This is a genomic window from Nocardia sp. Root136 (assembly GCF_001427185.1).
Classification (GTDB): domain Bacteria; phylum Actinomycetota; class Actinomycetes; order Mycobacteriales; family Mycobacteriaceae; genus Nocardia; species Nocardia salmonicida.
Window position 1 is genome coordinate 38,347 of the sequence record NZ_LMFE01000005.1, and the last position, 26,818, is coordinate 65,164.

Sequence of the window (26,818 nt, forward strand, 5' to 3'; positions counted from 1 at the left end):
GTCTCGTCCTTGTCTGATCAGCGAATCCTTGCACTGCGACAGGGTCAGGGAGCCAGTGCCTGGAGCAGTGAATCCTGCATCCACGTCAGCCAGTGGTAGACGTCCAGATGCGGCGCGCGCGGGTCTTCCGGATCGAAATGGTCGGGCGTGTCGTCGTCGATGTCGAGCAGGGTGCCCAGCGCGAGCCGGACATCGGTGAGCGCGGCCAGCCACGCGTCGGCCTGCTCGGGCGTGAGCACGATCTTGCCGCCCATTTCCGGGCAACTGTCGAGCACAGTCCGGCCGGCGGCGAGTTTCGCGTCGATGATCTCCGGCTCGTGCAGGCTGCGCAGCGCACTGTTGAGATCGGCGCGCTTGGCGTCGGGGGAACCGGGTTCGGCGCGGTGGAAATCGGGCAGCAGGCGCAGCAGTTGCGGATCGTCGGGCGGGGTGGAGTTGCCGGTACGCAGGCCGGTGAGCGCGGAGAGTTCGTCCTCGGGGGCATCGGCGGCGCGGTCGCTGAGCAGTCCGGACACCGCGCCGATCAGGGAGCGAAGGACGGTGGCCTCGTGCTCGTCCATTTCGGATCGAAGCTTGAGGCCACTCAGTGAGTTCTTCCTGCTCCACTTACGCACAGGGCCCAGGTTACTCAGGTCGTCAGTCGCGCTGCATGGTTGCCCAGAGCCCCGCGGCGTGCAATCGACGCACGTCCTGCTCCATCTTGTCGCGCGAACCCGAGGACACCACCGCCTTGCCCTCGTTGTGCACCTGCATCATCAACTCGGTCGCCTTGGCTTTGCTGTAGCCGAACAGCTTCTGGAAGATGTAGGTGACGTAGTGCATGAGGTTCACCGGATCGTCCCAGACGACGGTGACCCAGGGCCTGTCCTCGGCCTCCAGGATCTCGGTGTATTCCGTAGTCTCCGGCGTCGCCTGCGGTGCCGGCAGTGCGGCGTTCACAGCGTCGGTGACGGCGCCGGCCCGAACGGTATTGCACACGGCCATGAAAACCAGGGTACGACGAGGCCCACAGGAAACAACACCCGCGGTGACTAGAGTTTCTGGTGTGCAGATCCGTGACGAGTTCGCCAGCACCGCGCTGCTGACCGACCAGTACGAGCTGACCATGCTGGCCGCGGCGCTGGCCGACGGTTCGGCCCGTAGACAGTGCACCTTCGAGGTGTTCGCCCGGCGGTTGCCGCACGGGCGCCGCTACGGCGTCGTCGCCGGTACCGGCCGCCTGCTCGACGCGCTGACCCATTTCCATTTCGGCGCCGACGAGCTGGCCGTGGTCGCGAAGTTCCTCGACCCCGCCACCGTCGACTGGTTGCGGGAATATCGCTTCACCGGCGATATCGACGGCTATGCCGAGGGTGAGCTGTACTTCCCCGGTTCGCCGATCCTGACCGTGCGCGGCAGTTTCGCCGAGTGTGTACTCCTCGAGACCCTCGCGCTGTCGATCTTCAATCACGACAGCGCGATCGCCTCGTCGGCCGCACGCATGGTGAGCGCCGCGGCCGGTCGGCGGATGATCGAGATGGGATCGCGGCGCACCCACGAACTCGCCGCGCCGTCGAGCTCACGCGCCGCCTACCTGGCCGGATTCGACGCCACCTCCAATCTAGAGGCCGTGCGCAGCTTCGGCGTGCCCGGTGCGGGCACCAGCGCCCACGCGTTCACCCTGCTGCACAGCGGCGCCGACGGCGAACACGAGGCAGCGGCGTTCCGCAGCCAGATCGACACGCTCGGCATCGGCACCACCCTGTTGGTCGACACCTTCGACATCACCAGGGGCGTCGCCACGGCCATCGAGGTGGCCGGTCCCGAACTGGGCGGTGTGCGCATCGACTCCGGCGACCTCGGCGTGTTGGCCAGACAGGTCCGTGACCAGCTCGACGAACTCGGCGCCACCGGCACGCGCATCGTGGTGTCCGGTGACCTCGACGAGTACGCGATCGCGGCGCTGCGGGCCGAGCCTGTCGACGTATACGGCGTCGGCACCTCGGTGGTCACCGGTTCGGGCGCGCCGACCGCGGGCATGGTCTACAAGCTGGTCGAAGTCGACGGCATCCCGGTCGCCAAACGGTCGAGTCACAAGCAGTCGCGGGGCGGGACCAAGAAGGCCGTGCGGTTGGCCCGCGCCACCGGCACGATCGTCGAGGAGATCGTCTACCCCGAGGGCGGAGAAGCACCGGCTACCAACGGTTTTCAGGTGCGTGAGTTGCAGATTCCGCTGGTTCGCGACGGCAAGGTCGTCGACGGCGTCGCCACCCTTACGCAAAGTCGCGACCTGGTCGCGCGCGGATTGGTGAGTCTGCCGTGGGAAGGACTGAAACTCTCCGCGGGCGAGCCCGCCGTGCCGACGACGTTCCTGGGCTGAGCGGCGCGGCCTTCGGACAGGGTGGCCGCCGCGCCATCCGCAGCGGAGAATGGTGCGCGTCGACAAGGTGGAGGATGACATGGCACGCGGCCTGATAATCGTGGACGTACAGAACGACTTCTGCGAGGGCGGCTCGCTCGCGGTAGCGGGTGGTGCCGCAGTAGCGGCCGCGATCACCGACTTCGTCGCCCGTGAGCAGTACGACGCGGTCGTAGCCACCCGCGACTGGCACATCGATCCCGGCCCCCACTTCTCCACCGAGCCCGACTATGTCGACTCGTGGCCACCCCATTGCCGAGTGGGCACCCCCGGCGCCGATTTCCACCCGGCGCTCGACACTTCGCCCATCCAGGAAACCTTCTCCAAGGGCGAATACACCGCCGCCTACTCCGGATTCGAAGGCGCGGCAGCGGACGGCACCTCCCTCACGGACTGGCTGCGCGCCCACAATATCGACGCCGTCGACGTGGTCGGCATAGCCACCGACCACTGCGTCCGAGCCACCGCGGTGGACGCCGCCGACGCCGGATTCGACACCACCGTGCTGCTCGACCTCACCGCAGGCGTCGCCCCCGACACGACCGAATCCGCCCTGGCCACCCTCCGCGATGCAGGCGTGCGCCTGCGCCCCTGAATACTTGCCGCATGGACTATCGATTCCCGGCGCACACCCGATCCGCCCTGACGAAGGCACTCGCCGAGACCGACAGCATCCACGACGCCGCCGACACCGTCTTCTGGTCGAACCCGGCCACCGACGATCTCCAGCGCCTCGGCATCGGCGCGTTCGGCAAGCTCCCCCCGGCCTTCTCGCATCTGCTGGCCCTGTCGAGCCTGCACACCAGCGTCCTCGACGCCGGATTCTCGGGCTACCTGAAAACCCGCCGCAGCGAACTCCCTTGGGCAACAAGGGGTTTGCGAGCGGCGGGCATGCCCCAACTGGCCGCCGCGGCCATCATCGCCGCCCGCGACGCCTCCCTCAGCTCCCCGAACGACGACCTCGACCGCTTCTGGGAAGACGAACACCAGACCCTCGCCACCCCCGACCAGATCCGCCGCCCCACCGGCGACCGCGCCGAGGACCCCGACGAGATCTACGACATCAACGAACCCCAGGACTTCGAACAGCGCGTCATGGACTACGTCCGCGACCACATCGACGACTTCGTCCGCGAGTCCTGAACGGGCTCGCCGTCGCCCGGGCGAACCTGTCCGAGGGTGCCGTTAAGCTGCCAGCGTGCCCGAACTTCCTGCCGTCGCCGACCTGCTCGTCACCGCCGTGCACGCCCTCGGCGGCAAGGAACGCTCCGGGCAGACCACCATGGCCACCGCCGTCGATCATGCGATCGACACCAAGGAACACCTGGCGGTCCAGGCGGGCACCGGCACCGGTAAATCGCTGGCCTACCTCATCCCGAGCCTGCGCCACGCGGTCCGCACCGGCCGCACCGTGGTGGTCTCCACGGCGACGATCGCGCTGCAACGCCAGCTCGTCGACCGCGACCTGCCGCGCCTGGCCGAGGCGCTGACCAAACCATTGGGCCGAGCGCCCAAGTTCGCGATCCTCAAGGGCCGCAACAACTATCTCTGCCTGAACAAGATCAACAGCGTGATCCCGGAGGACACCGGCGGCGAGGCCGAGCTGTTCGACGCCTTCGCGATCTCCCGTCTCGGCCGCGAGGTCCAGCGCCTCAACGAATGGGCCTCCGACACCGAAACCGGCGACCGCGACGAGCTCGCCCCCGGCGTCACCGACCGCGCCTGGCGTCAGGTGAGCGTCGGCTCGCGCGAATGCCTCGGCAAGTCCCGCTGCCAGTTCGGCCAGGACTGCTTCGCAGAGAAGGCCCGCACGGAATCAGCCCAGGCCGACGTGGTGGTGACCAACCACGCGCTGCTGGCCATCGACGCCATCAGCGGCATCCAGATCCTGCCCGAACACGACGTGGTGGTGATCGACGAGGCACACGAGCTGGTCGACCGCGTCACCGGCGTGGCCACCGCCGAACTGGCCGCCACCGCGATCAGCGCCGCCGCCCGCCGCTGCACCAAACTGATCGACGAACGCGAGGTAGACCGTTTGGAGGGGGCCGCGGAGGCCTTCCATCAGGCCCTCGAGGATCTCCCGCCCGGCCGCTGGGACCAGATGCCCGACGGCATCGCCCCGGTCCTGGCCCTGGTCCGCGACTCCGCCTGGAACGCGCGCACCGCCATCGCACCGCAGGGCACCGTCAAAACCCAGGACGACCCCGACAACGCCGCCGCCCGCACCATGGCCGTGGCCGCCATCGACGACGTGCACGACGCCGCGGTCCGCGCCCTCACCGCGTTCGAGGAGGCCGATCCCGCTGCCCGCCGCGATGTGATCTGGTTGTCGGCCGACGAGATGCGCGGCGTCGCCCGCCGTACCTTGCGGATGGCGCCGCTCTCGGTCGGCGGACTCCTGCGCAGCAGACTGTTCGGCACCGCGACGGTCGTGCTCACCTCGGCCACCCTGCAGATCGGCGGTTCGTTCGACGGGCTCGCGATCACCTGGGGTCTGCCGTCGCAATCGGGCGGCAAGGTCGATCCGGCCATGGCCAACGGCGCCACCGCACCCGCCGATGTGGAATCGGTGCGCTGGAACGCCCTCGATGTCGGGTCCCCGTTCGACCACGCCAAGTCCGGCATCCTCTACGTCGCCAAGCATCTGCCCGCGCCGGGCCGCGACGGCCTCTCGCCCGCCTATCTCGACGAGATCGAACAGCTCATCACCGCCGCCGGTGGTCGCACGCTCGGCCTGTTCTCCTCGATGCGCGCCGCCAAGGCCGCCACCGAGGCGCTGCGCGAACGGCTCGACACCCCCGTGCTGTGCCAGGGCGACGATTCGATGGGCGCGCTGGTGCGCAAATTCGCCGACGACCCGGCCACCTCACTGTTCGGCACCCTCACCCTGTGGCAGGGCGTCGACGTGCCGGGTCCGTCGCTGAGTCTCGTTATCCTGGACCGCATTCCGTTCCCCCGACCCGACGATCCGCTGCTCACCGCACGTCAGCGGGCGGTGGAGTCGCGCGGCGGCAACGGTTTCATGACCGTGGCCGCCAATCACGCCGCGCTGCTGCTGGCCCAGGGCACCGGCAGGTTGCTGCGCAGCGTCGACGACCGCGGCGTGGTCGCGATCCTCGATTCCCGCCTTGCCACCGCGCGCTACGGCAGTTACCTGCGCGCTTCACTGCCGCCGTATTGGGAGACCAGCGATCCCGAGGTGGTCGCGAAGGCACTGCGTCGGCTCACCGATACGGCCTGACCTGCCCGGCGCCGGCAAGTCGAGTCCTGCAAGCGCCGTGACCACACTCGTGAATCAGCGAGCGTGCGAACGCAACTCGTGAGAACGTGTGGTGATGATGCACCACGCCGATGGCGAGGTACTCGGCGAATTTCTGGTCAGCGCACGATCTTTGGCCGAGTACCGCGCGATGTTCCATCTCTCCGACGATGACCTGTCCGGTCGCCGCGTCCTCGATTGTCCCGGTGGCGCAGCCAGTTTCGCGGCCGAGGCGAGCGCACTGGGCGCCGAAGTCACCGCGATCGATCCCATCTACGCCACCCCACCGCTCGAACTGGCCGCCCGCGCGACCCCCGAAACCGAACGCGCGGTGGCCTGGGCGCACTCCCACGCCGACCGCTATCGCTGGGACTGGTACGGCTCCACCGCCGAGCACGCCGCGATCCGCCGCGGCGCCGCCGCCCGCTTCGCCGACGACGTGCGCGCCGCACCCCACCGCTACCTGGCCGGTTCCCTGCCCTCGCTCCCCTGCCCCGACGACGCTTTCGATCTGGCCCTGAGCTCGCACCTGCTGTTCAGCTACGCCGACCGACTCGACGCCGATTTCCACCTGGCAGCCCTGCTCGAATTGACCCGTGTCGCCACCACCGAAGCCCGGGTCTACCCGCTGCTCGACTACACCGGCGCCCCACTCGACGACCTGATCGATCACCTTCGCGCCGAACTCCACGACAAAGGTGTCACCACCGCCCTGCAGAAGACCGAGTATGAGTTCCATCACGGCGCCGACACCATGCTGACGTTGCGTCCAGCCGCCTGATGGGGCGCGCACACGCAACGTCGCGCAGTCGTTCTCGGATAGCCGAGAACGGTTCGCCGCCAGCTGTACCCGCTTTCATGTCGTTTTCCTACCGAAGTCGGTCCGCCGCCGAACGTCGTTCACCCGGCGCGGTAGGTTCTTAGTCGTGCATACGATGTGGGCCGGCCGGTAGCACGGCCGTGGCGGAGAGATCTCGAGGCGTGGCACTGCCGCGCACGACCCTGACGCTTCTTCTGCTACTCGGTACCGCTGTCTTCGGCGTGACACTGCTGTTCACGACCATGGATCCATGGATGGACAGCGGCGGCATTCTCGTCGGCGGTCTCGACGTGCACATCTACCGCGACGGCGGCTGGCGCGTGGTGCACGACCGGGCGCTCTACATCGACCCGACGCACTACGGCCTGCTCTACACCTACACGCCGTTCTCGGCCCTGGTGTTCCTGCCGCTGTTGCTGGTTCCGTGGGCACACGTCACCACCACCTGGATGGTGCTCAACCTGCTGGTGCTGTTCGCGGTTGCGCTGCAGAGCTTCCGGATGCTCGGCTACCGCGTAACCCCCGGGCTGGCCGCCGTCAGCGCACTGCTCACCCTGGCCTGCACGTTCGCCGAACCGGTGCGCACCACGCTGTACTACGGGCAGATCAATCTGGTGCTGATGCTGCTGGTGCTGTGGGACTTCTCCCGCGCCGAGAACAGCAAGTTGCGCGGCATCGGCGTCGGCATCGCCGCGGGCATCAAGCTGACCCCGCTGTACTTCATCGCCCAGTACCTCGCCCAACGGCGTTGGCGCGCAGCCGCGACCGGCGGCCTCACCTTCGTCGCGTCGATCGGCCTGACCGCGCTGGTCCTGCCGAGGGACTCCTATCAGTACTGGACCTCGACGTTCTTCCATTCCGGCCGCATCGCCCCCGACGTCCACCCGGCCAACCAATCCCTGCGCGGCGCCATCGCCCACCTCACGCACGGCCCCGCACCGGTGTGGTTGTGGCTGATGATCGCGATACCGATCGCGCTGGCGGCCCTGTGGCTCTCGGCCGTGCTGGTCCGGCGCGGCGAACCTCTGCTCTCGGTCACGCTCGGCGGCCTCACTGCCTGCGCGATCTCCCCGTATTCCTGGGGCCACCACTGGGTCTGGTTCGTCCCACTGCTGGTCTACCTGATCCACCGCGCCCAAACGCGCACACCGTGGTGGCTCGCCGCGGGCGGCCTCTACCTGGCCATCGCCGCCTGGAACTACACCTATACCCCCACCTGGGTCAGCGTCGGCACCTTCCTGCTCCCGCCGTGGTGGCCGCTGTCCCAGGTGCTGATGAACGTCTACGTGATCATCTACCTGATCACCCTGGCGGGCATCGCCCTGCACATTCGTTCGCGCAGACTACCGCCCGCTCCCATCGAGCCGATTATCGATATCTCTGCCCCCGAACAGATTTCACCCGAAACCCGGACCGTCGCCGCCCCACACCCCGACGACGACCGTCCGGCGATGATGAACTGAGCTACCCGCAGGACCAATCGAAAACGCCCGACTCCAAGTCGAGTTGGGCGTTGCCGCCGCCGAGGTTCATGCCGGAGATCTCTTCGATTTCCAGGTAGTACGGGGTCAACCCCTCGGGCAGAGCCTGGACGGGGAAGGCGGTGCCGCCGAGGTGCGAGCGGCCGAAAAGCGGCTCGGCCCACGCGGTCCAGCCGGAGTCCTCGGTGAGCGGGTCCTGGTACTTCGTGTTCGGCTCGTATTCGACCGGGGGGATGCCGACATTGGGATCGGCGGTGCGCTCGGCGAGCCAGACACCGACGGTGGGATGCACATCGTCCCAGGCATTACAGCCTTCATCGCTCGCGCTCGGAGATCCGGGCAGGCGAACGTCGGCGGGCGGGGCCACGGGACCGCCGGCGAATTCCTTTTCGGTGAGCCAGATCAGCGCGAAAGCGCCGCCGATCTCGTCGTGCATGATCTGCGACTTCGGGTGCGGGCGGGTGGCGACCAGGTCGCGTGCGAGGGGGTCATCCGAGGCCGCGTCCGCCTCGACCGCGTCGGTACCGGCGAACTGGCCCTCGCCCTGGAAGAGCGCGACGGCGGGGAACCCGGGGCCGCGGCGCTGGAAATCGGTGGGCAGCCGCAGGGTGAGCGCGTGCATCATCGGCAGGCCGGTGACGGGTCCGCGCGGCCAGGTGGCCGGATCGATGGCCGGTCCTTCGCTGCCGATCCAGCCGGAGCGCACCGGCGCGTCCAGCGTCAGCGGCTCACCGTCGGGCGTCTCGGCCAATTTGTCCGCCGAGTCCCCGAAACCCAGGTCGTAAGCCTTCATCGCAGCTCTCCTCTTCCATCCGCGGACAATGCGTGGCGCCGCTGAGAACAGGCACCGCCACGAGGTTAATCGCTATCGGTGACAGGTGCGGCCACTGCATGGAACCACTGGCGTACGGCCGATGACGAGTCGCCGCCTACCGCGAAAACGATGCGTAGCGGCGGCCGGGAGCCGGTCACCGCCCTGCGAGTGGTCAGACTCACATCGGCGCTTCGCGGATCAACGCGCCTCTCCGAGAGACCACCCAACCCAAACCTCTTGTACCCCAACTGAATCAGACAGCTTCGTCATCATTGCAGGACCATACTGATCCAGGTAGCCTGGCAACGCGATCGTTCGACGACTCGATCGACCGCATTCGAGTTCCAGGGGAGGGAACCATGAAAGCAACACGCATATTCGCTGCCTCGCTGGCAGGTTGCGCATTGACGCTCGGGGCGGCGTCCGCCGCGAACGCGGATCCGATGACTGTCCATTGGAAAATTGTCGGCGTCTACGCCACACAACAGGAGTGCTATTTCGGCGCTGCCGATTACATCGGAGCACACCCGAACCAGCGCGACTACAAATGCGAATTGACGCCCCAGGTCCAGTGGCGCCTCTGGGTCCGCAAGTAGCTCGACCACACCAGTGGCGTTGGGGTGGCTGCGCAGCGCGGAGTCACCCCAACGCCACAGCTACATCGAAATCGCGAGTACGCGACCGATGAGATAACAGCTCGCCGTCGGATGAAAAAGCGGCGCGACAACCGAATTCCGGTCACCGCGCCGCGGAAGAACTACCTCAGAGCGCAGCTTTGAGAATGAGCGTCAGCACAGCGGCGCCGAGGGCGACCGCCACCGCGGCTCCGCCCCACACCAACCCCTGACGCTCCCACCGCCGCCCGGCATCGAGCGAGAAACGCCCCGGCCCGGTGAACGCCAGAGCCGCAGCGACCAGCGCGAACAGTAGCGGTGTGGTGTATCCCGTCAACGGATATTCCGGAAACAGCCCGCCACTCCACAGCACGTTGATGGCGTTGATCATCGTCCCGAGCACGATGGCGGCGGCCAGCGGCGTGAACAGCCCGAACACGAGTAGGAGCCCGCCGACCAATTCGGTCAGCCCGGCCAGCGTGCCAAATATTTCGCCGGGGTTGTAGCCCATGGCGGTGAAGTCATCAACAGTACTCTGCCAGCCTTTGCCGTTGAACCAACCGAACAGCTTCTGGGTTCCGTAGGCGGCCATCAGACCACCGAAGCCGACGCGCAGCACCAGCAGGCCGATACCTGCGGCAGTGGTCTCGTCGGTGGTGGCGGTAGGGGTGATGCGGGTAGCGGTGTCGGTCATCGTTTCCTCGTCTGCGATTCGAAACATGCCCGCAACCGGACCGTGGTCCGATTGCCTTCCTCGGTCACAACCCTGGGTCCGCTGTCACTATTTCACGCCCTTCCAGGCATTTCTGTGACCCCGCGCACAGGACAACGAAAAGGGTCGCCCCAGCGGGACGACCCTTGTCGAAGACGTCAGTTCACCACGCCATGGTGGCGTAGCCGACCAGAGTCTGCTCGGACTCCTGCGACAGCTTCCAGGTGCCGCCGATGTTCTTCCAGGTCACCGGGATCGGGAAGGCGTAGTCACCCAGGCGGCTGTTCAGCGTGGCCGACAGCGTGTCACCGTCCACGGTGACCGGGCCGGAGACATCCCAGCTGTAGCCGGGGATCCGGTTGACGGTGTCGCGCACGACCGCGAGGCCACTGGCATCGCCCGACTCGAGCTCGGACGCCGAACCATTCATGGCTGCCTGCAGCTTGCCGTACAGCTCACCGACCGAAGGCGTGGCGGGGGCGGCGATCGCGGCGGGGGCGGTGGCGACGACAGCGGCGGTGACCGGCGCGAAGATGGTGGCAAACGCCATCGACGCGGCAACAAGCGAACGCTTCATGGATGGATCTCCTCTAGTTAGGCAAGCCTAGGCTAGCCCGAGTATAGACACACCTATGGCCGGAACGCCTACTCCACCAGGAAGATGAAGTACGCGAGGAACAGCACCATCAGTGCCCACATGGCCGGGTGTACTTCCCTGATACGGCCCTTGGCGACCATCACGATCGGGTAGAAGATCATGCCCATCGCCAGCCCGTTGGCGATCGAATACGTCAGCGGCATCATGATGACCGTGATGAACGCGGGCACCGAGTACTCGAGGTTCTGCCAGTCGATGTCGCCCAGCGAACGCGCCATCAGGATGCCGACCACGATCAGCGCGGCAGAGGTGATCTCGGCCGATCCGGCGACCACCGAGAAGATCGGATAGCAGAACATCGCGATCAGGAACCAGCCCGCGGTGGTCACCGCCGTGAGTCCCGTTCGACCACCCGCCGACACACCCGCCGTCGATTCGACATAGGCGGTGGTGGTGGAGGTACCGATGATCGCGCCCGCGGTGGTGCCGACCGAGTCGGCGGCCATCGCGCTCGCCGCGCGGGGCAGGGTGCCGTCCTTGTTCAGCAGACCGGCTTGGTTGGCGACACCGATCAAAGTGCCGGAGGCATCGAAGAAATCGACGAACAGCATGGTGAGGACAACCACGATCATCTGCCCGGTGAAAGCGTCCGGCAGGTGGATGATCGCCTGGCCGAAGGTCTGATCCAGCCCCTTCGGCATCTCGGCGATGCCGTTCGGTATGTCGACCAGACCGGTCACCATGCCAAGGATCGTTGTCGAGACGATGCCGTAGAGCACCGCGCCGTGCCAGCCGATCACCAGGAAGACCACGGTCACGATCAGACCGAACAGCGCCAGCAGCGTGGTGCCATCGGTGAGGTCGCCGAGAGTCACCAGCGTCGAGTCACTGTTGACCACGATGCCCGCGTTCTTCAACCCGAGGAACGCCACGAACAAACCGATCCCCGCGCCGACGGCGAACTTCATCTGCAACGGGATCGCGTTGAGGATCCGCTCCCGGACCTTCGTGATCGCCAGAACGAAGAAGATGATGCCCGACAGCAAGGTGCCCGACAGCGCCACCTGCCACGGGATGCCCATGCTGAGCACCACCGTGTAGGCGAAGAACGCGTTGAGACCCATACCCGGCGCGAGCGCGATCGGGTACTTCGCCCAGATGCCCATCACGAGGGTGCCGAAGACCGCGGCGACGGCGGTGGCCGTGAAGACCGCCTGCATCGGGATGCCCTTGTCGCCGAGAGCGCCCTCGTCACCGAGGATCGACGGGTTCACCGCCAGCACATACGACATCGCCAGGAACGTGACCGTGCCCGCCATCGCCTCGCGCTTGAAGCTGGACCCACTCGACGAGATACCGAAATATCCGTCGATGCGCCCTCTGGCACGGGTCAGGGCATCACTGGCCATGATTCTCCTCAGTTATCGACCCCGGAACGGTAGCGGAAAGTTCACTGAATCGAATAACCCGGCACTCGTGTCACCCTGTACGGTCACGCCCCCGCGACGGCCACCAAGCCCAGTTCGGCGTCGGAGGCGAGCAACGCGTTGTGGGGAAGGACACGGACCGTGTACCCGACCGCGCCCGACAGCGGGACCGGAGCCTGGATCGAATACAGCTCGGTGCCTTCGTCGGCGCCGGTGTGGCGCATCTCGATCGTGGTCGTGTCGGAGAGGTCGTCGGTCGGCGAGACCCGGCCGAGTACCGCCTGCACCACCACATCCGACGGCGCGAGCCCGCCGAGATCGATGCGCGCGTGCAGCGACAGTTCCGCGCCGATCACCGGGGTATCGGGCAGGCCCGAGCTGTCGACCTGTGCGATCCGTACCGAGGGCCACGCGGCGTCGACGCGCTTGCGGTATTCGGCGATCTCGGCGGCACCGGCGAATTCATCGGCTGCGGCGCGACCGAACGCTGCGGCCGCGGGTCCGTAGTACTGCTCGGCGTAGTCGCGCACCATCCGCGATGCCAGGACCTTCGGGCTGGTGGTCTGCAGGGTGTGGCGCACCATCTCGGTCCAGCGGATCGGCACATCACTCGCGTCACGGTCGTAGAAACGCGGCGCGACAGTGCGCTCGACGAGTTCGTAGAGCGCCGAGGCCTCGAGGTCGTCGCGGCGGGTCTCGTCGCGGATGCCGTCGGCGGTGGGGATGGCCCAGCCGTTCTCGCCGTCGTACATCTCGTCCCACCAGCCGTCGCGGATGGACAGATTGAGGCCGCCGTTGAGCGCGGACTTCATTCCCGAGGTCCCACAGGCTTCGAGCGGGCGCAGCGGATTGTTCAGCCACACATCGCAACCCCAGTACAGGTAGCGGGCCATCGACATGTCGTAGTCGGGCAGGAAGACGATGCGGTGACGCACCTCTGGGTCGTCGGCGAACCGTACGACCTGTTGGATCAGCGCCTTACCGCCGTCGTCGGCGGGGTGGCTCTTGCCCGCGACCACCAGTTGCACCGGACGTTCGGGGTCGAGCAGCAACGCGCGCAGACGTTCGGGGTCGCGCAGCATGAGGGTGAGTCGCTTGTAGGTGGGAACGCGACGGGCGAAACCGATGGTGAGCACGTTCGGATCGAAGACGTCGTCGATCCAGCCGAGTTCGGCGTCGGCGGCGCCGCGCTGTCGCCAGGAATCGCGCAGCCTGCGTCGCACTTCATCGATCAGTACCCCGCGCAACGTGTTCCGCGTCGACCACAGCTGACCGAGGTCGACGTCGCTGAGCTTCTCCCAGCCCCGCGCCTCCTCGACCAGCTCGGGCCCGACGAGTTCGCGTGCCTTGTCGATCCATTCGCGCGCGGCCCAGGTCGGGGCGTGCACGCCGTTGGTGACCGAGCCGATCGGCACCTCGGCCGCGTCGAAGTCCGGCCACAGCGCCGCGAACATCTCCCGGCTGACTTCACCGTGCAGTTTCGATACGCCGTTGGCGCGCTGGGCCATGCGCAGACCCATGTGCGCCATGTTGAACACCGAGGGATCGCCCTCACGACCGAACGCGAGGATCCGGTCCACGGAAAGCCCTGGCAGCAGCACGGATTCGGACTCACCGTGCGATCCGCCGAAGTACCTGCGGACCAACGGCATCGGGAATCGGTCGATGCCCGCGGGCACCGGAGTGTGCGTGGTGAACACGGTGCCTGCCCGCACAGCGGCGAGTGCGGTCTCGAAATCCAGTCCGCCCGCGATGAATTCACGCATGCGCTCGACGCCGAGGAACCCCGCGTGACCCTCGTTCATGTGGAAGACATCGGGATCGGGGAGCCCGTTGGCACGGGTGTAAGCGCGCACCGCGCGAACGCCACCGATTCCGGCCAGGATCTCTTGCTTGATGCGGTGGTCCTGATCGCCGCCGTAGAGCCGGTCGGTGACGGCCCGCAATTCGGGATCGTTGTCGGCGATATCGGAATCGAGCAGCAGCAACGGGATCCGGCCCACCTGCGCGATCCACACCCTGGCCCGCAGCACCCGCCCCTCCGGCATGCCGACGCGGATGAGCACCGGCGAGCCGTCGCTGGTGAGCAGCCGCAGCGGCAGCCCCTGCGGGTCGAGCGCCGGGTAGTGCTCCATCTGCCAGCCGTCGGCCGACAGCGACTGCCGGAAATACCCCGAGCGATACAGCAGCCCGACGCCGATCAGCGGCAAGCCCAGGTCCGAGGCGGCCTTGAGGTGATCACCGGCGAGGATGCCGAGACCGCCGGAGTAGTTCGGCAGCACCTCGGTGACGCCGAACTCCATCGAGAAGTAGGCGATCCCCGCCACATCGGTGCCGGTCTGCTCCTGGAACCACCGCGGCCGAGTCAGGTAGTCCTGCAAGCCCGCAGCAGCGGCGTCCACCCGCGCGGTGTAGCCAGGATCGGCGGCGAGCTCATCGAGCCGCTCGGCGGGCACCTCCCCCAGCATCCGTACCGGGTCCTGGCCGACGGCGCGCCACAACTGCGGATCGAGCTCGGCGAACAGATCCTGCGTCGGGCCGTGCCACGACCACCGCAGGTTCGTCGACAACTCACCCAGCGCGGCGAGCCGCTCCGGCAAATGGGCACGGACAGTGAACCGACGAAGTGCCTTCACCCCGGAAGAATAAACGATCGAGCCCGCACGGGGGTCCTAGGTGAACTGGGCAGCGAATTCGGGGGTGGGCGGGACCTCGGTGATCACGTCGATCAGCACGCCGGCGGGATCGGCGACGATGAAGTGGCGTTGCCCGAAGTCCTCGGTGCGCAGCTCGAGTTCGGGGCGAAGGCCGCCGGCCCGCACGAGTCGGTCCCACTCGGCGTCGACATCGTCGACCTCGAAGTTGAGCACCACCCCCTGAACCGGCTTGCCGAAGCCCGCCGGGATCGTGGGATGGGTGGGGTCGAGCAGGGCCAGTTCGTAGGTCGGCTCGTCGTCGGCGCCCGGCCGCCGCAGGCTGACGTACCAGTCCGCCTCGAAGACGATCTCGAAGCCGAACCAGGCCGTGTAGAAGTCGCGCGATTCCGCGATCCGACTGGTGGCGAGCACCGGGTAGTAGCTGCTGAGTCTCATGGGATTCACCTTTCACATACCGTTGGTATGTGTCGTACGATAGTTCACATACCATCGGTAGGTCAACGGGAGGACAGTCGATGACATCGACGGCGCGAACGCGGCAACGCGAACAGACGCGGCGCGTCCTGCTACACGAGACAAGGGCCCTGTTCGCCGCGAAAGGCTATGCCGCCGTGGGGTTGCCGGAGATCGTGACGTCCGCCGGGGTCACCAAGGGCGCGCTGTATCACCACTTCGACAGCAAGGCCGACCTGTTCCGCGCGGTCCTCACGCAGGTACAGGAGGAGGTCGGCGCGCAGGTGGCCGCCGCCGCCGACACCGAGTCCGACCCGTGGACCCAGCTCACCACCGGCTGCGCCGCCTTCCTGCGAGCCTGCGCCGACCCGCTCGTTCAGCGGATCCTGCTGATCGACGGCCCCGCCGTACTCGGCTGGCACGAATGGCGCGCCATGGACGAGGCCAATTCGGCCCGCCACCTGCACGAAGCCCTGCAATCCCTCGTCGACGCCGGTGTCCTTCCCCCACAACCGGTCGCCCCGCTGACCCAACTGCTCTCCGGCGCGATGAACGAGGCCGCGCTGTGGTTGGCCACCACCACCGACCCCGACGCGCTGACCGACACCATCGCCGCCCTCGACCGACTCCTCGCGGGCCTGCGCGGGCCCTGACGCCACGAAATCCGTTCGCCATACCCCGGCACTCCGTGCCACCATGCACCGATGCCGCACTGGGTCGATGTCCTGCCCGAATTCCTGGTCGCCGCCCTCATCCTGGCCGCGCTGCCCGGGCCCGCGACGGCGCTGTTCCTGCAGCGATCGGTTCGCGACGGCCGCAGCGCCGGTCTGGCCGCGGTCGTGGGCAACGAGATCGGCATTCTCGGCTGGACGCTCGCGGGCGGCACCGGGCTCTCGATTCTGCTGGCCGCCAACCGCTGGCTCAACACCACCATGCATGTCGTCGGCGCCGTCGTCCTGATCTGGCTCGGCGTCCAGTCCTGGCGCCACGCCCGCGGCCACAGCGACGACTTCGGCGCCGCCCTCACCGCGAAACTCCCGGGCGGCAACACTCCCGCCGCCGCCTTCCGCGCCTCGCTGATCTCGATCGCCGCCAACCCGAAGGCGGCGGTGTTCGGCATGACGATCCTGCCCCAATTCCTCCCGAACGAAGGCCCTGCCCTGCCCACCCTGTTCATCCTGGCCACCATCCAGGTCGTCGTCGACGGCGCCTGGTGCGTGGGAGTGGTCCTGGCCGCCGACCGAGCAGGCGCCTGGCTGCGCCGTGCCGCGATCCGTCAGCGGGTAGAACGCACCCTCGCCGCCGTCCTGGTAGCCCTCGGCCTAGGCCTGGCCGCCGACACACGCTGAAACCACCCCGGACGACATCACCGCACCCCCGGCCACCAGCGCTCCCCACCCGGAAAAATGCAGTAGGTTAGCCGAGTGACCGGCCGGATAGCCATCGATGACATCGCCCCGTCCATCCCCGGCGGTCGCCCGTCTAAAGCCGCAGTCGGCGAGGTGTTTCCCGTCCGCGCCGTCGTCTGGCGCGAGGGTCACGACGCGGTAGCCGCCACCCTGGCGGTCCGAGCCCCCGGCTCCTCCCGGATCACCCGTATCCGCATGGCCCCCGACTACCAACCCGACGTCTTCAACGCCCACTTCACCCCCAACGCCCCAGGTCTGTGGACCTACCGCATCGAAGGCTGGAGCGACCCCGTCGCCACCTGGCGCTCGGCCGTCGAAGCGAAATTGTCCGTCGGCCAGACCGCCGCCGACCTGGCCAACGACCTCGAGACCGGCGCGATCCTCTTCGAACGCGCCGCCCAAGCCGTCCCGAAGAAGCAGTTCGAACGCCTGCGCGCCGCCGCCACCGCCCTGCGCAGCGACGAACAACTCCCGGCCCGGGTCGCCCCCGCGTTCTCCGAGGAGATCACCGAGATCCTGCGCGCCACCCCGCTGCGCGAGATGGTCACCCGCGGCACCCAGTTCTCGGTCCTGGTCGAACGCCGCCGCGCCCTGGTGGGCTCCTGGTACGAATTCTTCCCCCGCTCCACCGGCGGCCGCGACGCCGAAGGCAACCCGATCCACGGCACCTTCGCCACGGCCGCGCGCGAACTCCCCCGTATCGCGGGCATGGGATTCGACGTCGTCTACCTCCCGCCGATCCACCCGGTCGGCGTGGTGAATCGCAAGGGCCGCAACAACACCCTCACCACCGAGCCCGGCGATGTGGGCTCCCCCTGGGCCATCGGCTCGGCGGACGGCGGACACGATGCCGTGAACCCACTCCTCGGCACCGAAGCCGACTTCGTCGAATTCGTCTCCACGGCAACAGCTCTCGGCCTCGATGTCGCCATCGACCTGGCCCTGCAATGCGCGCCGGACCATCCCTGGGTCGCCGCCCACCCGGAGTGGTTCACCACACTCCCGGACGGCACCATCGCCTACGCCGAGAACCCCCCGAAGAAGTACCAGGACATCTACCCGGTCAACTTCGACAACGACCCCGACGGTCTCTACGCCGAGATCCTGCGGGTGGTCCGGTACTGGATCTCGCTGGGCGTCACCATCTTCCGCGTGGACAACCCGCACACCAAGCCCGCCGATTTCTGGGAGTGGCTGATCGCGGAGCTGCGCCGCACCGACCCCGACGTGATCTTCCTGTCCGAGGCGTTCACCCGTCCGGCCCGCCTCTACGGCCTGGCCCGCCGCGGCTTCAGCCAGTCGTACACGTATTTCACCTGGCGCGTGCACAAGTGGGAACTCACCGACTTCGGCTACGAGATCGCCGCCAAGGCCGACGAAGCCAGACCGAATCTGTTCGTGAACACCCCCGATATCCTGCACGAAAGCCTGCAACACGGCGGCCCTGGCATGTTCGCCATCCGCGCCGCGCTCGCGGCCACCCTGTCGCCCACCTGGGGCGTGTACTCCGGTTTCGAACTGTTCGAACACCAGGCGGTCCGCGAGGGCAGCGAGGAATACCTCGATTCGGAGAAGTACGAACTTCGTCCCCGCGATTTCGCCGGGGCCCTCGAGCGCGGTGAATCGCTGGAACCGTGGCTCACCCGCCTCAACGACATCCGGCGCAATCACCCCGCGCTGCAACAGTTGCGCTGCATCCACTTCCATCACATCGACAACGACGCGCTGATCGCCTACTCCAAGATCGATCCGGTCTCCGGCGACGCGGTCCTCGTCATCGTGAACCTGAACCCCTATGCCGCCGAGCAGGGCCATATTTCGCTCGATCTCCCCGCTATCGGCCGCGAATGGCACGACCATCCGGTGGTCTTCGACGAGATCAGCGGCGAGGAATACCACTGGGGCCAGCAGAATTTCGTGCGCCTCGACCCCGCGCGCGCGGTCGCGCACATCCTGGCGCTGCCAGCGGTCCCCGCCGCCGCCCGCGCACCGCTGGCCTACCGCGAGACACTGTGATGAAGCGCCGCGATCTACTGCTGCTGGCCGCGGGCACCCATCCCGACCCGCACACCGTCCTTGGCGCACACTCCCATGCCGACGGCACCGCGGTCCGGGTCCTTCGCCCCCACGCCGACACCGTGACGGTGCTCGTGGGCGAGTCCGAGCATCGGCTGAAGTCGTTGGGCCACGGTATTTTCGACGCGGTCCTGCCGTATCCACAGATCGACGACTACCGGGTCCGCGCCGAATACCCGGGCGGCCAGACGGTGGTTTCCGCCGACGGCTACCGCTTCCTGCCCACCGTCGGCGAATTCGACCTGCACCTCATCGGCGAAGGCCGACACACCCGCCTCTGGGAGGTGCTCGGCGCGCACCCGCGCCACTACACCACCCTCGACGGCGAGGTCGACGGCACCTCGTTCGCCGTCTGGGCCCCGAATGCTCGCGGTGTCACCGTCTTCGGCGATTTCGACCACTGGAGCGGCACCTCGGCACCCATGCGCGCCTTGGGCAGTTCCGGGGTGTGGGAGGTGTTCGTGCCGGGCGTCGGACCGGGCACGCGCTACAAGTACCGGATCCACGGCGCCGACGGTCGTGTCGTCGATCACGCGGACCCCCTTGCCTTTTCGACCGAAGTGCCGCCCGCGACGGCCTCGGTGGTCACCCGCGCCGACCACGTGTGGACCGACAGCGCCTGGCTCGACCGACGCGCGAAGACCGACGCGGTCCGCTCCCCCATGAGCGCCTACGAAATCCACCTCGGTTCCTGGCGACCCGGCCTCGACTACCGCGAATTGGCCCATCAGCTGGCCGAGTACCTACGCGCGACCGGATTCACCCACGTCGAACTGCTGCCGGTGGCCGAGCACCCGTTCGGCGGATCGTGGGGATACCAGGTCACCTCGTACTACGCCCCGACCTCGCGTTTCGGCAGCCCCGACGACTTCCGCTACTTCGTCGACCACCTGCACAACGCGGGCATCGGGGTGCTCCTGGACTGGGTTCCCGCGCATTTCCCGCGCGACGAATGGGCACTGGCCCGCTTCGACGGCACCCCGCTCTACGAACACCCCGACCCGCGCCGCGGCGAACAACTCGACTGGGGCACTTTCGTTTTCGACTTCGGCCGCAACGAGGTCCGCAACTTCCTGGTCGCCAATGCCACTTTCTGGATCGAGGAGTTCCACATCGACGGCCTGCGCGTCGACGCCGTGGCCTCGATGCTGTACCTGGACTACTCCCGCCCCGACGGCGGCTGGGAGCCGAATATCTACGGCGGCCGGGAGAATCTGGAAGCGGTCGACTTCCTGCAGGAGCTCAACGACGCCGTGCACGGCGCCCATCCCGGCGTGGTCACCATCGCCGAGGAGTCCACCACCTGGCCCGGCGTCACCCGCGGCACCGACGTCGGCGGCCTCGGTTTCACCATGAAGTGGAACATGGGCTGGATGCACGACACTCTCGGCTACCTGGGTCGCGACCCGATCCATCGCTCCTGGCACCACAACGAGATGACGTTCTCGCTGGTGTACGCGTGGAGCGAGAACTATGTGTTGCCGATCAGCCACGACGAGGTCGTGCACGGCAAAGGCACGCTGTGGACCCGCATGCCCGGCGACGACTTCGCCAAGGCGAGCGGCGTGCGCGCCCTGCTCGCCTACATGTGGGCCCACCCCGGCAAACAACTGCTGTTCATGGGCCAGGAATTCGGCCAGTTCCGCGAATGGGACAATGACCGCGGCCTGGACTGGCAGGAATTGGAAAACCCACTCCACCAGGGCATTTCAACGATGGTGGCCGACCTCAATCGCACCTACACCGCCCACCCCGCCCTGTGGACGCAAGACGCCACCCCCGGCGGTCATTCCTGGATCGAAGCCGACGACAGCACCGCCAACGTCTTCGCCTTCCTGCGCTGGAGCACCGACGGCAGCGCGGTGGCGGCCGTCTTCAACTTCTCGGGTTCCCTCCGCGAGAACTACCGCATCGGCCTGCCCCACCCCGGCTCCTGGCACGAGATCCTCAACACCGACGCCCACGAATACGCGGGCTCCGGCATCGGCAATCTCGGCATCGTCACCGCCGTCGACACCCCCAGCCACGGTCACCCGGCCTCGGCCACCATTACCATGGCCCCGCACAGCGCCCTCTGGCTGTCCTCGACGGCTTAACGATCCAGGTCGACCCGAATCGTCAGCAGGTCGGTACCGAACGCCCGCACCGCGGTGCTGTTGTAGCGCGGCAACTGCCGCAGCCTGGCCCGTGGATCGTCGCCGGGCAGCAATACGGCGGTCCCCGTGTACCAGCGTCCGCCCAGGCGCACCCTGACCCTGTTGTCGGCCTTGATGTTGCGCACATACTGCGAGCGATCCCCGAACTCGGAGACCAACCAGAACTCGTTTCCGACGCGCCGACCACCGATCGGCGTGACCCGCGGCTGCCCGCTCACCCGTCCGACCGTCTCGAGCAACTGCTGACCGGGCAGTCTGCCCAGGATCGGATTCAGTCGCCGCTGGAACGCGGTGACGATCCGATGCTGGATATCGTTCTTGGACGCCATATTTCGACCGTAGCACCACTCACACGCAGCGAAGCCGCCCCAGCGATGTTCGACCGGGGCGGCTTCGAAAAGCAATCGTGGCGGGGCTGTGGGTGTCAGTACAGTGCGGCGGCGAGCTTGCGCCGGGCGGCGATCACGAAGGGCTCGGCGGGATCGAACAGCTCGAACAGTTCGAGCAGTCGGGTGCGGGCCCTGGTGCGGTCGTCGCCCGCGGTGCGCTTGACGATCGCGATGATCCGATCGAAGGCCGCCTCGGGTCGCTGCTCGAACATTTCGATGTCGGCGGCGTCGAGTGCGGCGTCCAGATTCGCCGGGTCGGCGTCGGCGGTGGCGACCACAGCCGGGTCGAGCTGCTGGGCCCTGGTCAGGAAGCGCAGCTGGCGCAGGGCCGCCTTGGCTTCCTCGTTGCCGGGTTCCTCGGCGATGATCGCCTCGTAGGCCGCCTCGGCGCCGGCGAAGTCACCTTCGGACAGCTTGTCCTCCGCGTCGACGAAGCGCGGGTCCTCGATCTCGGGCTCGACGGGAGCCGCGTCGGGGTCGCCCTCGAGCTTGCCCGCTGTCGCGTCCATCACAGCGTCGAGCCACTGCCGCACCTGCGGGTCCGGCTGCGCGCCTTCGAAATCGGCCAGCGGCTGCCCGCCCGCCACCGCGATCACCGTCGGAATGCCCTGCACGCGCAGCGCCTGCACGATGTTCATATTGGCTTCGGCCTCGATCACGGCCAGATCCCAGGCGCCACGGTCTTCGGCGTTGAACCGTTCCAGGGTGCGAACCAGCTCGACGCTGCCCGCGCTGCGCTGCGAGAACAGCGCGACCACCACGGGCACCTGCGTCGAGCGCCGAATCACCTTGGCTTCGAAATCCGCCTCGGTGACCGTGTGGTTCCCCGAGGCCGGAGCAGCAGCGCCACCGCCGGGAGCGGCGGGCGGCTGCTTCAGCGCGGACAGATCCACCGCACCGGACATGGCGGCGGCAGCGGCGGGCGATGGACGGCGGGCAGCGGGTCGAGTCACGCTTTCCAGTTTGTCACGAAGCTGTTGGAGCGGCAGCCGCGGAGCCCTTGCTCACGTCCGCGCTCAGCTCACCGAGCTGACCGGTGCGCACCGCCCAGACCTCGAAGATCACGGTGAACAGCGGCGGAATGCTCGACGCCAGTGCCAGCACGGTGGTCTTCCAGTTCCAGTTCAGTTCGCGCGAGGTCAACAGCGCCGTGATCACGAACAGCACGAAGATCGCGCCGTGCACCGGTCCGAAGATCTTCACGCCGATCTCGTTGCCCTCCGCGGGCAGGTACTTGAACGCCATTCCGGTCAGCAGCCCGATCCAGGACAGCGCCTCGAGCACCGCGAAGAACCGAAACCGACTGGCCGTGGACCGCAAATCGAAGAAACCCATGCCCACCATTGTGCCGCATGATCTACGACACCACGTAGTTGGACCGGTCACAACAAAAGCCCTGGTACCCACGCGGAGTACCAGGGCTTTCGTGGTCGAACGGGATCAGGCAGGTACGCGGATGATCAGCGCGTCACCCTGACCGCCACCACCGCACAGCGCGGCGGCACCGACGCCACCACCGCGACGCTTCAGCTCCAGCGCCAGGTGCAGCAGGATGCGCGCACCGGACATGCCGAGCGGGTGACCGATGGCGATGGCGCCACCGTTGACATTGACCTTCTCCGGGTCGAAGCCGAGCTTGCGGGTCGACGACACACCGACCGCCGCGAACGCCTCGTTGATCTCGATCAGGTCCAGCTCGGCGGGCGTAATGCCCTCCTTGGCGCACGCGGCGAGGATCGCGTTGGCCGGCTGGTCCTGCAGGGTCGAATCCGGTCCGGCGACCTGGCCCGCGGCGCCGATCTCGGCGATCCACTCCAGCCCCAGCTCCTCGGCCTTGGCCTTGCTCATCACGATCACCGCGGCCGCGCCGTCGGAGATCTGCGAGGCGGTGCCCGCGGTGACGGTGCCGTCCTTGCGGAAGGCCGGACGCAGCTTGCCCAGCGACTCGACGGTGGTGTCGGCGCGAATGCCCTCGTCCTCGGTGACGTAGACCGGGTCGCCCTTGCGCTGCGGCACGGCGACCGGCACGACCTCGTCCTCGAACAGCCCGTTCTTCCACGCGGCGGCAGCGCGCTGGTGCGAGGCCGCGGCCAGCGCGTCCTGCTCCTCGCGGCTCACCTTGTCGAGGTCGTTGCGATCCTCGGTGAGCAGGCCCATGGCCTGGTCGGTGATCACGTCGTGCAGGCCGTCGTAGGCCATGTGGTCGACGAGGGTGGTGTCGCCGTACTTGAAGCCCCCACGGCTCTTGGGCAGCAGATGCGGGGTCTGGCTCATCGACTCCATGCCGCCGGCGACCACGATCTCGTGCTCACCCGCGCGGATCAGCTGATCGGCCAGTGCGATGGCGTTGATGCCGGACAGACAGACCTTGTTGATCAGCAGCGACGGCACATCCATCGGGATACCCGCGGCGATGGCGGCCTGACGCGCGGGCAGCTGCCCCGCACCGGCCTGCAGCACCTGTCCCAGAATCACGTAGTCGACCTGCGCGGGCGCGACGCCGCCCTTCTCGAGCGCGGCCTTGATGGCGACACCGGCCAGATCCGAGGCCTTGAAGCCCTTCAGACCGCCGAGCAGCCGACCGACCGGGGTACGCGCACCGGACACGATGACAGAAGTGGTCACGAAAGCCTCGCATTCATTGAGTCGAACCTCGCCGGAGGCACACGGCAGCACCGCGCGCGTACAGGAGTTGGACTCCACGGTAACCGGTATCGGCCCGCACCCGGCACGCAGGTCCGCGCTAGCTTCGTGGGGTGACCAATGAGAACTTCATCCCCGCCGACTACGTCATCGCCGTCGACCACGTGGGCATCGCCGTGCCCGACCTCGACATCGCCGTGGCCTGGTACACCGACAACCTCGGCATGGTCGAGACCCACCGCGAGGTGAACGAGGCCCAGGGCGTCGTCGAGGCCATGCTGTCGTGCCCCGCCGCCGCCGACCGAGCGACCGCCCTGCAGTTGCTGTCCCCGCTCACCCCCGAGTCGACCATCGCCAAGTTCATCGACCGCAGCGGCCCCGGACTGCAGCAGCTGGCCTACCGGGTCACCGATATCGAAGCGGTTTCGGACTTCCTGCGCGGACGCGGCGTGCGTTTGCTGTACGAAGCCCCCCGCCACGGAACCGCCGATTCCCGCATCAATTTCATCCATCCGAAGGATGCTGGCGGTGTGCTGGTCGAGCTCGTGGAGCCGAACCCGGACGTTACGCACTAGTACGCCGGTACTGTCGGTAAATCTCAGCGAGATCACAATCACGGTCGAGTCTCCATAGGCTCGCTCGAGGCTGTATTTTGTGTGCCATGTCGTCACCTGAGTCCGATCGCAATCGCTTCGTTGCACTGCCCTTCACCGTTGTGCGCAAGGGTTATGCGCAAGACGAGGTGCGCAACTACTTCGACCGCTTCGACGCTGAGCTCCGCGTCACCGCCACCGACCGGGATGCTGCCGCAGCGCAGGCCCGCAATCTCGCCAGCCAGCTGGAAGATGCGCGTGACGAGATCGACGAGCTCCGCAAGGAGGTCGACCGGCTTTCCGTGCCGCCGACCACCGCCGAAGGCATGTCCGACCGCATCTCGCGCATGCTGCGCCTGGCCTCGGACGAAGCGTCCGAGGTCCGCGCGCTTGCGCAGGCCGAAGCCGCCGAGATGGTGTCGATCGCCGAGCAGCAGGCCACCGAGATGCGTGGCAAGTACGAGTCGCTGCTCGCGGAGACCAAGGAGAAGCGCGAGGCGCTCGAGATCGAGTTCGAGCAGACCCTCGCGAACGCGCGCACCGAGTCCGCCAAGATCATCGAGGCCGCACAGGCCGATGTGGAACGTCTCGGCAAGGAGGCCGAGGCCAAGCGCAAGGCCACCCAGCAGGACTTCGAGGCCACCATGAACGATCGGCGCACCAAGCTGACCCGTGCCATGGAGGAGCTCGAGGCCACCAGTCGCGCCGAGGCCGCCCAGCGGATCAAGGATGCGACCGATGAGTCCAACCGCCTGATCAGCTCCGCCACCCAGACCTCCGAGCGCAAGATCGCGCACGCGAAGGAACTGGCCGAGGAGATGCGCGTGCTGCGCGGCCGGGTGCTCGCCCAGCTGCTCGGAATTCGCGGTCAGCTCGACTCCGTGCCCGCCATGCTCGCCGCGGTCAACCGCGAGAGCGAACTGCTCGACGGCACTCCCGAGCGCAAGTCGATCAGCAACAACAGCAATGGAAACAAGTCGGTCTCGAGCTCGCGCCAGAACAAGGCCATCCCGGAGGTCGCCGACGAGGACATTGTCGACGAGGACCGCGAGAGCGCCGACGTCAACTGATCAGTCTGTCGGACTCGTAACGACATTCACCTGGAAAACCGAAGGCCGCCTCGAACATCGAGGCGGCCTTCGGTTTTCGTTGTCTACAGCTCGGATGTCGGTCAGGACCAGCGGCGGGTGATGCCGCGGGTGCGTCGACCGTTCCAGCAACCCTGGTGCCAGTGTCTGCGGTCGTCCTCGCCGCCCTCGGCGGCCCAGGCGACGACATGGGCGACACCGACGGCGATCTCGTGGTCGCAGCCGGGGCACCGATAGGTCTTCACCGCGCGGGCACCGGGAACCGTTCGCACGATATAGGTTTCATCGCCCGGCCCGTCCTCGGTCCGGCCGTACACGTCACCGAGCGGTGCGGGGCCCGCAGGACGCCCGGTGCGTGGTTTACGTCGCGGCATCCCACTTCCCTCCTAGAAGAGGCGGAAAACGTTGCTCTCCGTGCCACGTAGCTCGTCGTAATCGAGCGTGAGGCAGCGGATTCCACGGTCCTCGGCCAGCGTCCTCGCCTGCGGCTTGATCTGCTGCGCCGCGAACACCCCGGCCACCGGGGCAAGCAGCGGGTCGCGGTTGAGCAGTTCGAGGTAGCGGGTGAGCTGCTCGACACCGTCGATGTCACCGCGGCGCTTGATCTCCACCGCCACCGAGGCACCGCCGGCGTCACGGCACAGCAGGTCCACCGGTCCGATCGCGGTCATGTACTCGCGCCGAACCAGGGTGTACCCCTCCCCGAGCTTCGTCACGTGTTCGGCGAGCAGCTCCTGCAGATGCGCTTCGACGCCGTCCTTCACCAGGCCGGGATCGACGCCGAGCTCGTGCGAGGAATCGTGCTCGATCTCCTCGATGGTGATCTGCAGTTCCTCGCCGGCCTTGTTCGTCACCACCCACAGTGCCTTCGCCGTCACCGACTCCGGCACGTCTTGTTCCACCAGCCAGCACGGCGGGCTCATCCAGTTCAACGGCTTGTACGAGCCGCCGTCGGAGTGCACGAGCACCGACCCGTCGGCCTTGATCAGCAACAGCCGACGAGCCATCGGGAGGTGGGCGGTCAGTCGACCGACGTAGTCGACCTGGCAACGAGCAATGACGAGGCGCACCCAAGCACTGTAGGCGACTGCTCTGGGAACGCAAAAAGGCCCCCAACCAATGGTTGGGGGCCTTTCGCAATGATGTTCCGGCAGTGTCCTACTCTCCCACACCCTGTCGAGTGCAGTACCATCGGCGCAGGTGGCCTTAGCTTCCGGGTTCGGAATGG

The 26,818-nt window shown here is 67.4% G+C and carries 27 protein-coding genes and 1 rRNA gene; 13 read left to right on the forward strand and 15 right to left on the reverse strand.

The annotated features are described in order from the left end of the window. Positions 1–44 precede the first annotated feature (44 nt). Positions 45–614: an oxidative stress transcriptional regulator AosR gene (gene aosR, locus ASD42_RS17010; protein WP_056817813.1), complete on the reverse strand. Its 570-nt coding sequence runs from the start codon at positions 612–614 to the stop codon at positions 45–47. A gap of 22 nt (positions 615–636) precedes the next feature. Then, complete coding sequence (clpS, locus tag ASD42_RS17015; protein ID WP_056817816.1) at positions 637–984, reverse strand: ATP-dependent Clp protease adapter ClpS; 348 nt, start codon at positions 982–984, stop codon at positions 637–639. 61 nt (positions 985–1,045) lie between these two features. Between clpS and ASD42_RS17020 the strand changes: the two genes are divergently transcribed. The 6 genes from ASD42_RS17020 (at position 1,046) to ASD42_RS17045 (ending at position 7,943) form a co-directional block, all read left to right on the forward strand. Then, the gene (locus tag ASD42_RS17020; protein ID WP_056817817.1) at positions 1,046–2,359 is read left to right on the forward strand and encodes a nicotinate phosphoribosyltransferase; all 1,314 of its coding nucleotides are present in this window, start codon (positions 1,046–1,048) and stop codon (positions 2,357–2,359) included. Between the two features lie 79 nt (positions 2,360–2,438). Continuing rightward, a complete protein-coding gene (locus tag ASD42_RS17025; protein ID WP_056817870.1) occupies positions 2,439–2,993 on the forward strand; it encodes an isochorismatase family protein in 555 nt (184 codons plus the stop codon). A gap of 11 nt (positions 2,994–3,004) precedes the next feature. Beyond that, the gene (locus ASD42_RS17030; protein ID WP_056817819.1) at positions 3,005–3,541 is read left to right on the forward strand and encodes a DMP19 family protein; all 537 of its coding nucleotides are present in this window, start codon (positions 3,005–3,007) and stop codon (positions 3,539–3,541) included. 55 nt (positions 3,542–3,596) lie between these two features. Then, positions 3,597–5,642, forward strand: coding sequence for an ATP-dependent DNA helicase (locus ASD42_RS17035; protein ID WP_056817821.1), 2,046 nt, complete (start codon positions 3,597–3,599; stop codon positions 5,640–5,642). Positions 5,643–5,736: 94 nt separating this feature from the next. Then, positions 5,737–6,441 (forward strand): hypothetical protein, encoded by a 705-nt coding sequence (locus tag ASD42_RS17040; protein ID WP_063893668.1) that lies wholly within the window; start codon positions 5,737–5,739, stop codon positions 6,439–6,441. Between the two features lie 200 nt (positions 6,442–6,641). Further along, positions 6,642–7,943: a glycosyltransferase 87 family protein gene (locus ASD42_RS17045; RefSeq protein WP_235569637.1), complete on the forward strand. Its 1,302-nt coding sequence runs from the start codon at positions 6,642–6,644 to the stop codon at positions 7,941–7,943. Position 7,944: 1 nt separating this feature from the next. Here ASD42_RS17045 and ASD42_RS17050 read toward each other — a convergent pair whose 3' ends face one another. Continuing rightward, entirely contained in the window at positions 7,945–8,754 is an 810-nt protein-coding gene (locus ASD42_RS17050) for a hypothetical protein (protein WP_056817823.1), read from the reverse strand. A 380-nt stretch (positions 8,755–9,134) separates the two neighbouring features. On the opposite strand from ASD42_RS17050, the gene ASD42_RS17055 reads away from it, so the two are divergent. Then, positions 9,135–9,371, forward strand: a complete 237-nt coding sequence (locus tag ASD42_RS17055) for a hypothetical protein (RefSeq protein WP_131816882.1) — start codon at positions 9,135–9,137, stop codon at positions 9,369–9,371. Positions 9,372–9,537: 166 nt separating this feature from the next. On the opposite strand, the gene ASD42_RS17060 is transcribed toward ASD42_RS17055, so the two are convergent. The 5 genes from ASD42_RS17060 to ASD42_RS17080 all read right to left on the reverse strand — a co-directional run bounded on the left by ASD42_RS17060 (position 9,538) and on the right by ASD42_RS17080 (position 15,218). Beyond that, positions 9,538–10,083, reverse strand: a complete 546-nt coding sequence (locus ASD42_RS17060) for a DoxX family protein (RefSeq protein ID WP_056817827.1) — start codon at positions 10,081–10,083, stop codon at positions 9,538–9,540. 181 nt (positions 10,084–10,264) lie between these two features. Next, positions 10,265–10,678 (reverse strand): hypothetical protein, encoded by a 414-nt coding sequence (locus ASD42_RS17065; RefSeq protein WP_063816362.1) that lies wholly within the window; start codon positions 10,676–10,678, stop codon positions 10,265–10,267. 68 nt (positions 10,679–10,746) lie between these two features. Beyond that, positions 10,747–12,108, reverse strand: coding sequence for an NCS2 family permease (locus ASD42_RS17070; RefSeq protein WP_056817831.1), 1,362 nt, complete (start codon positions 12,106–12,108; stop codon positions 10,747–10,749). Between the two features lie 83 nt (positions 12,109–12,191). Continuing rightward, on the reverse strand, positions 12,192–14,762 hold the full coding sequence (gene glgP, locus ASD42_RS17075) for an alpha-glucan family phosphorylase (RefSeq protein ID WP_056817833.1): 2,571 nt from the start codon (positions 14,760–14,762) through the stop codon (positions 12,192–12,194). Positions 14,763–14,798: 36 nt separating this feature from the next. Next, positions 14,799–15,218 (reverse strand): VOC family protein, encoded by a 420-nt coding sequence (locus ASD42_RS17080; RefSeq protein WP_056817875.1) that lies wholly within the window; start codon positions 15,216–15,218, stop codon positions 14,799–14,801. A gap of 80 nt (positions 15,219–15,298) precedes the next feature. Here ASD42_RS17080 and ASD42_RS17085 point away from each other — a divergent pair, with 80 nt between their 5' ends. From ASD42_RS17085 to glgB, 4 genes are all read left to right on the forward strand, one after another. Beyond that, positions 15,299–15,889, forward strand: a complete 591-nt coding sequence (locus tag ASD42_RS17085) for a TetR/AcrR family transcriptional regulator (protein ID WP_056817835.1) — start codon at positions 15,299–15,301, stop codon at positions 15,887–15,889. A gap of 51 nt (positions 15,890–15,940) precedes the next feature. After that, a complete protein-coding gene (locus ASD42_RS17090; protein ID WP_056817837.1) occupies positions 15,941–16,585 on the forward strand; it encodes a LysE family translocator in 645 nt (214 codons plus the stop codon). A gap of 75 nt (positions 16,586–16,660) precedes the next feature. Beyond that, entirely contained in the window at positions 16,661–18,661 is a 2,001-nt protein-coding gene (locus ASD42_RS17095; protein WP_056817839.1) for an alpha-1,4-glucan--maltose-1-phosphate maltosyltransferase, read from the forward strand. After that, positions 18,661–20,817 carry a 1,4-alpha-glucan branching protein GlgB gene (gene glgB / locus ASD42_RS17100; RefSeq protein WP_056817841.1) on the forward strand — a complete coding sequence of 719 codons (2,157 nt, stop codon included), beginning with the start codon at positions 18,661–18,663 and terminating at the stop codon, positions 20,815–20,817. The genes ASD42_RS17095 and glgB overlap by 1 nt, the downstream gene beginning before the upstream one ends. Here glgB and ASD42_RS17105 read toward each other — a convergent pair. From ASD42_RS17105 to ASD42_RS17120, 4 genes are all read right to left on the reverse strand, one after another. Beyond that, positions 20,814–21,206 carry a nitroreductase/quinone reductase family protein gene (locus ASD42_RS17105; RefSeq protein ID WP_056817843.1) on the reverse strand — a complete coding sequence of 131 codons (393 nt, stop codon included), beginning with the start codon at positions 21,204–21,206 and terminating at the stop codon, positions 20,814–20,816. The genes glgB and ASD42_RS17105 overlap by 4 nt on opposite strands. Positions 21,207–21,301: 95 nt before the next feature. Beyond that, positions 21,302–22,171 (reverse strand): tetratricopeptide repeat protein, encoded by an 870-nt coding sequence (locus tag ASD42_RS17110; protein ID WP_056817844.1) that lies wholly within the window; start codon positions 22,169–22,171, stop codon positions 21,302–21,304. A gap of 61 nt (positions 22,172–22,232) precedes the next feature. Beyond that, on the reverse strand, positions 22,233–22,610 hold the full coding sequence (locus ASD42_RS17115; RefSeq protein WP_056817846.1) for a DUF3817 domain-containing protein: 378 nt from the start codon (positions 22,608–22,610) through the stop codon (positions 22,233–22,235). Positions 22,611–22,706: 96 nt separating this feature from the next. Beyond that, positions 22,707–23,891 carry an acetyl-CoA C-acetyltransferase gene (locus ASD42_RS17120; protein ID WP_056817877.1) on the reverse strand — a complete coding sequence of 395 codons (1,185 nt, stop codon included), beginning with the start codon at positions 23,889–23,891 and terminating at the stop codon, positions 22,707–22,709. A gap of 131 nt (positions 23,892–24,022) precedes the next feature. Here ASD42_RS17120 and mce point away from each other — a divergent pair, with 131 nt between their 5' ends. Together mce and ASD42_RS17130 are read left to right on the forward strand one after the other, a co-directional pair. Further along, positions 24,023–24,484, forward strand: coding sequence for a methylmalonyl-CoA epimerase (mce, locus tag ASD42_RS17125; RefSeq protein ID WP_056817848.1), 462 nt, complete (start codon positions 24,023–24,025; stop codon positions 24,482–24,484). Positions 24,485–24,570: 86 nt separating this feature from the next. Then, the gene (locus ASD42_RS17130) at positions 24,571–25,572 is read left to right on the forward strand and encodes a hypothetical protein (protein ID WP_082844347.1); all 1,002 of its coding nucleotides are present in this window, start codon (positions 24,571–24,573) and stop codon (positions 25,570–25,572) included. A 101-nt stretch (positions 25,573–25,673) separates the two neighbouring features. On the opposite strand, the gene ASD42_RS17135 is transcribed toward ASD42_RS17130, so the two are convergent. From ASD42_RS17135 to rrf, 3 genes are all read right to left on the reverse strand, one after another. Then, entirely contained in the window at positions 25,674–25,964 is a 291-nt protein-coding gene (locus ASD42_RS17135; RefSeq protein ID WP_056817850.1) for a hypothetical protein, read from the reverse strand. A 12-nt stretch (positions 25,965–25,976) separates the two neighbouring features. Beyond that, positions 25,977–26,660 (reverse strand): endonuclease NucS, encoded by a 684-nt coding sequence (nucS, locus tag ASD42_RS17140; protein ID WP_056817852.1) that lies wholly within the window; start codon positions 26,658–26,660, stop codon positions 25,977–25,979. A 75-nt stretch (positions 26,661–26,735) separates the two neighbouring features. Further along, positions 26,736–26,818 (reverse strand): 5S ribosomal RNA (gene rrf, locus ASD42_RS35860); the annotation flags it as partial.

Excerpts from the sequence above, each read along its gene's own strand:
- clpS (WP_056817816.1), bottom strand. The coding sequence starts at position 984 with ATGGCCGTGTGCAATACCGTTCGGGCCGGCGCCGTCACCGACGCTGTG.
- ASD42_RS17025 (WP_056817870.1), top strand. The coding sequence starts at position 2,439 with ATGGCACGCGGCCTGATAATCGTGGACGTACAGAACGACTTCTGCGAG.
- ASD42_RS17030 (WP_056817819.1), top strand. The coding sequence starts at position 3,005 with ATGGACTATCGATTCCCGGCGCACACCCGATCCGCCCTGACGAAGGCA.
- ASD42_RS17040 (WP_063893668.1), top strand. The coding sequence starts at position 5,737 with ATGATGCACCACGCCGATGGCGAGGTACTCGGCGAATTTCTGGTCAGC.
- ASD42_RS17050 (WP_056817823.1), bottom strand. The coding sequence starts at position 8,754 with ATGAAGGCTTACGACCTGGGTTTCGGGGACTCGGCGGACAAATTGGCC.
- ASD42_RS17055 (WP_131816882.1), top strand. The coding sequence starts at position 9,135 with ATGAAAGCAACACGCATATTCGCTGCCTCGCTGGCAGGTTGCGCATTG.
- ASD42_RS17060 (WP_056817827.1), bottom strand. The coding sequence starts at position 10,083 with ATGACCGACACCGCTACCCGCATCACCCCTACCGCCACCACCGACGAG.
- ASD42_RS17065 (WP_063816362.1), bottom strand. The coding sequence starts at position 10,678 with ATGAAGCGTTCGCTTGTTGCCGCGTCGATGGCGTTTGCCACCATCTTC.
- ASD42_RS17070 (WP_056817831.1), bottom strand. The coding sequence starts at position 12,108 with ATGGCCAGTGATGCCCTGACCCGTGCCAGAGGGCGCATCGACGGATAT.
- ASD42_RS17080 (WP_056817875.1), bottom strand. The coding sequence starts at position 15,218 with ATGAGACTCAGCAGCTACTACCCGGTGCTCGCCACCAGTCGGATCGCG.
- ASD42_RS17085 (WP_056817835.1), top strand. The coding sequence starts at position 15,299 with ATGACATCGACGGCGCGAACGCGGCAACGCGAACAGACGCGGCGCGTC.
- ASD42_RS17090 (WP_056817837.1), top strand. The coding sequence starts at position 15,941 with ATGCCGCACTGGGTCGATGTCCTGCCCGAATTCCTGGTCGCCGCCCTC.
- glgB (WP_056817841.1), top strand. The coding sequence starts at position 18,661 with ATGAAGCGCCGCGATCTACTGCTGCTGGCCGCGGGCACCCATCCCGAC.
- ASD42_RS17105 (WP_056817843.1), bottom strand. The coding sequence starts at position 21,206 with ATGGCGTCCAAGAACGATATCCAGCATCGGATCGTCACCGCGTTCCAG.
- ASD42_RS17110 (WP_056817844.1), bottom strand. The coding sequence starts at position 22,171 with ATGTCCGGTGCGGTGGATCTGTCCGCGCTGAAGCAGCCGCCCGCCGCT.
- ASD42_RS17115 (WP_056817846.1), bottom strand. The coding sequence starts at position 22,610 with ATGGTGGGCATGGGTTTCTTCGATTTGCGGTCCACGGCCAGTCGGTTT.
- ASD42_RS17130 (WP_082844347.1), top strand. The coding sequence starts at position 24,571 with ATGTCGTCACCTGAGTCCGATCGCAATCGCTTCGTTGCACTGCCCTTC.
- ASD42_RS17135 (WP_056817850.1), bottom strand. The coding sequence starts at position 25,964 with ATGCCGCGACGTAAACCACGCACCGGGCGTCCTGCGGGCCCCGCACCG.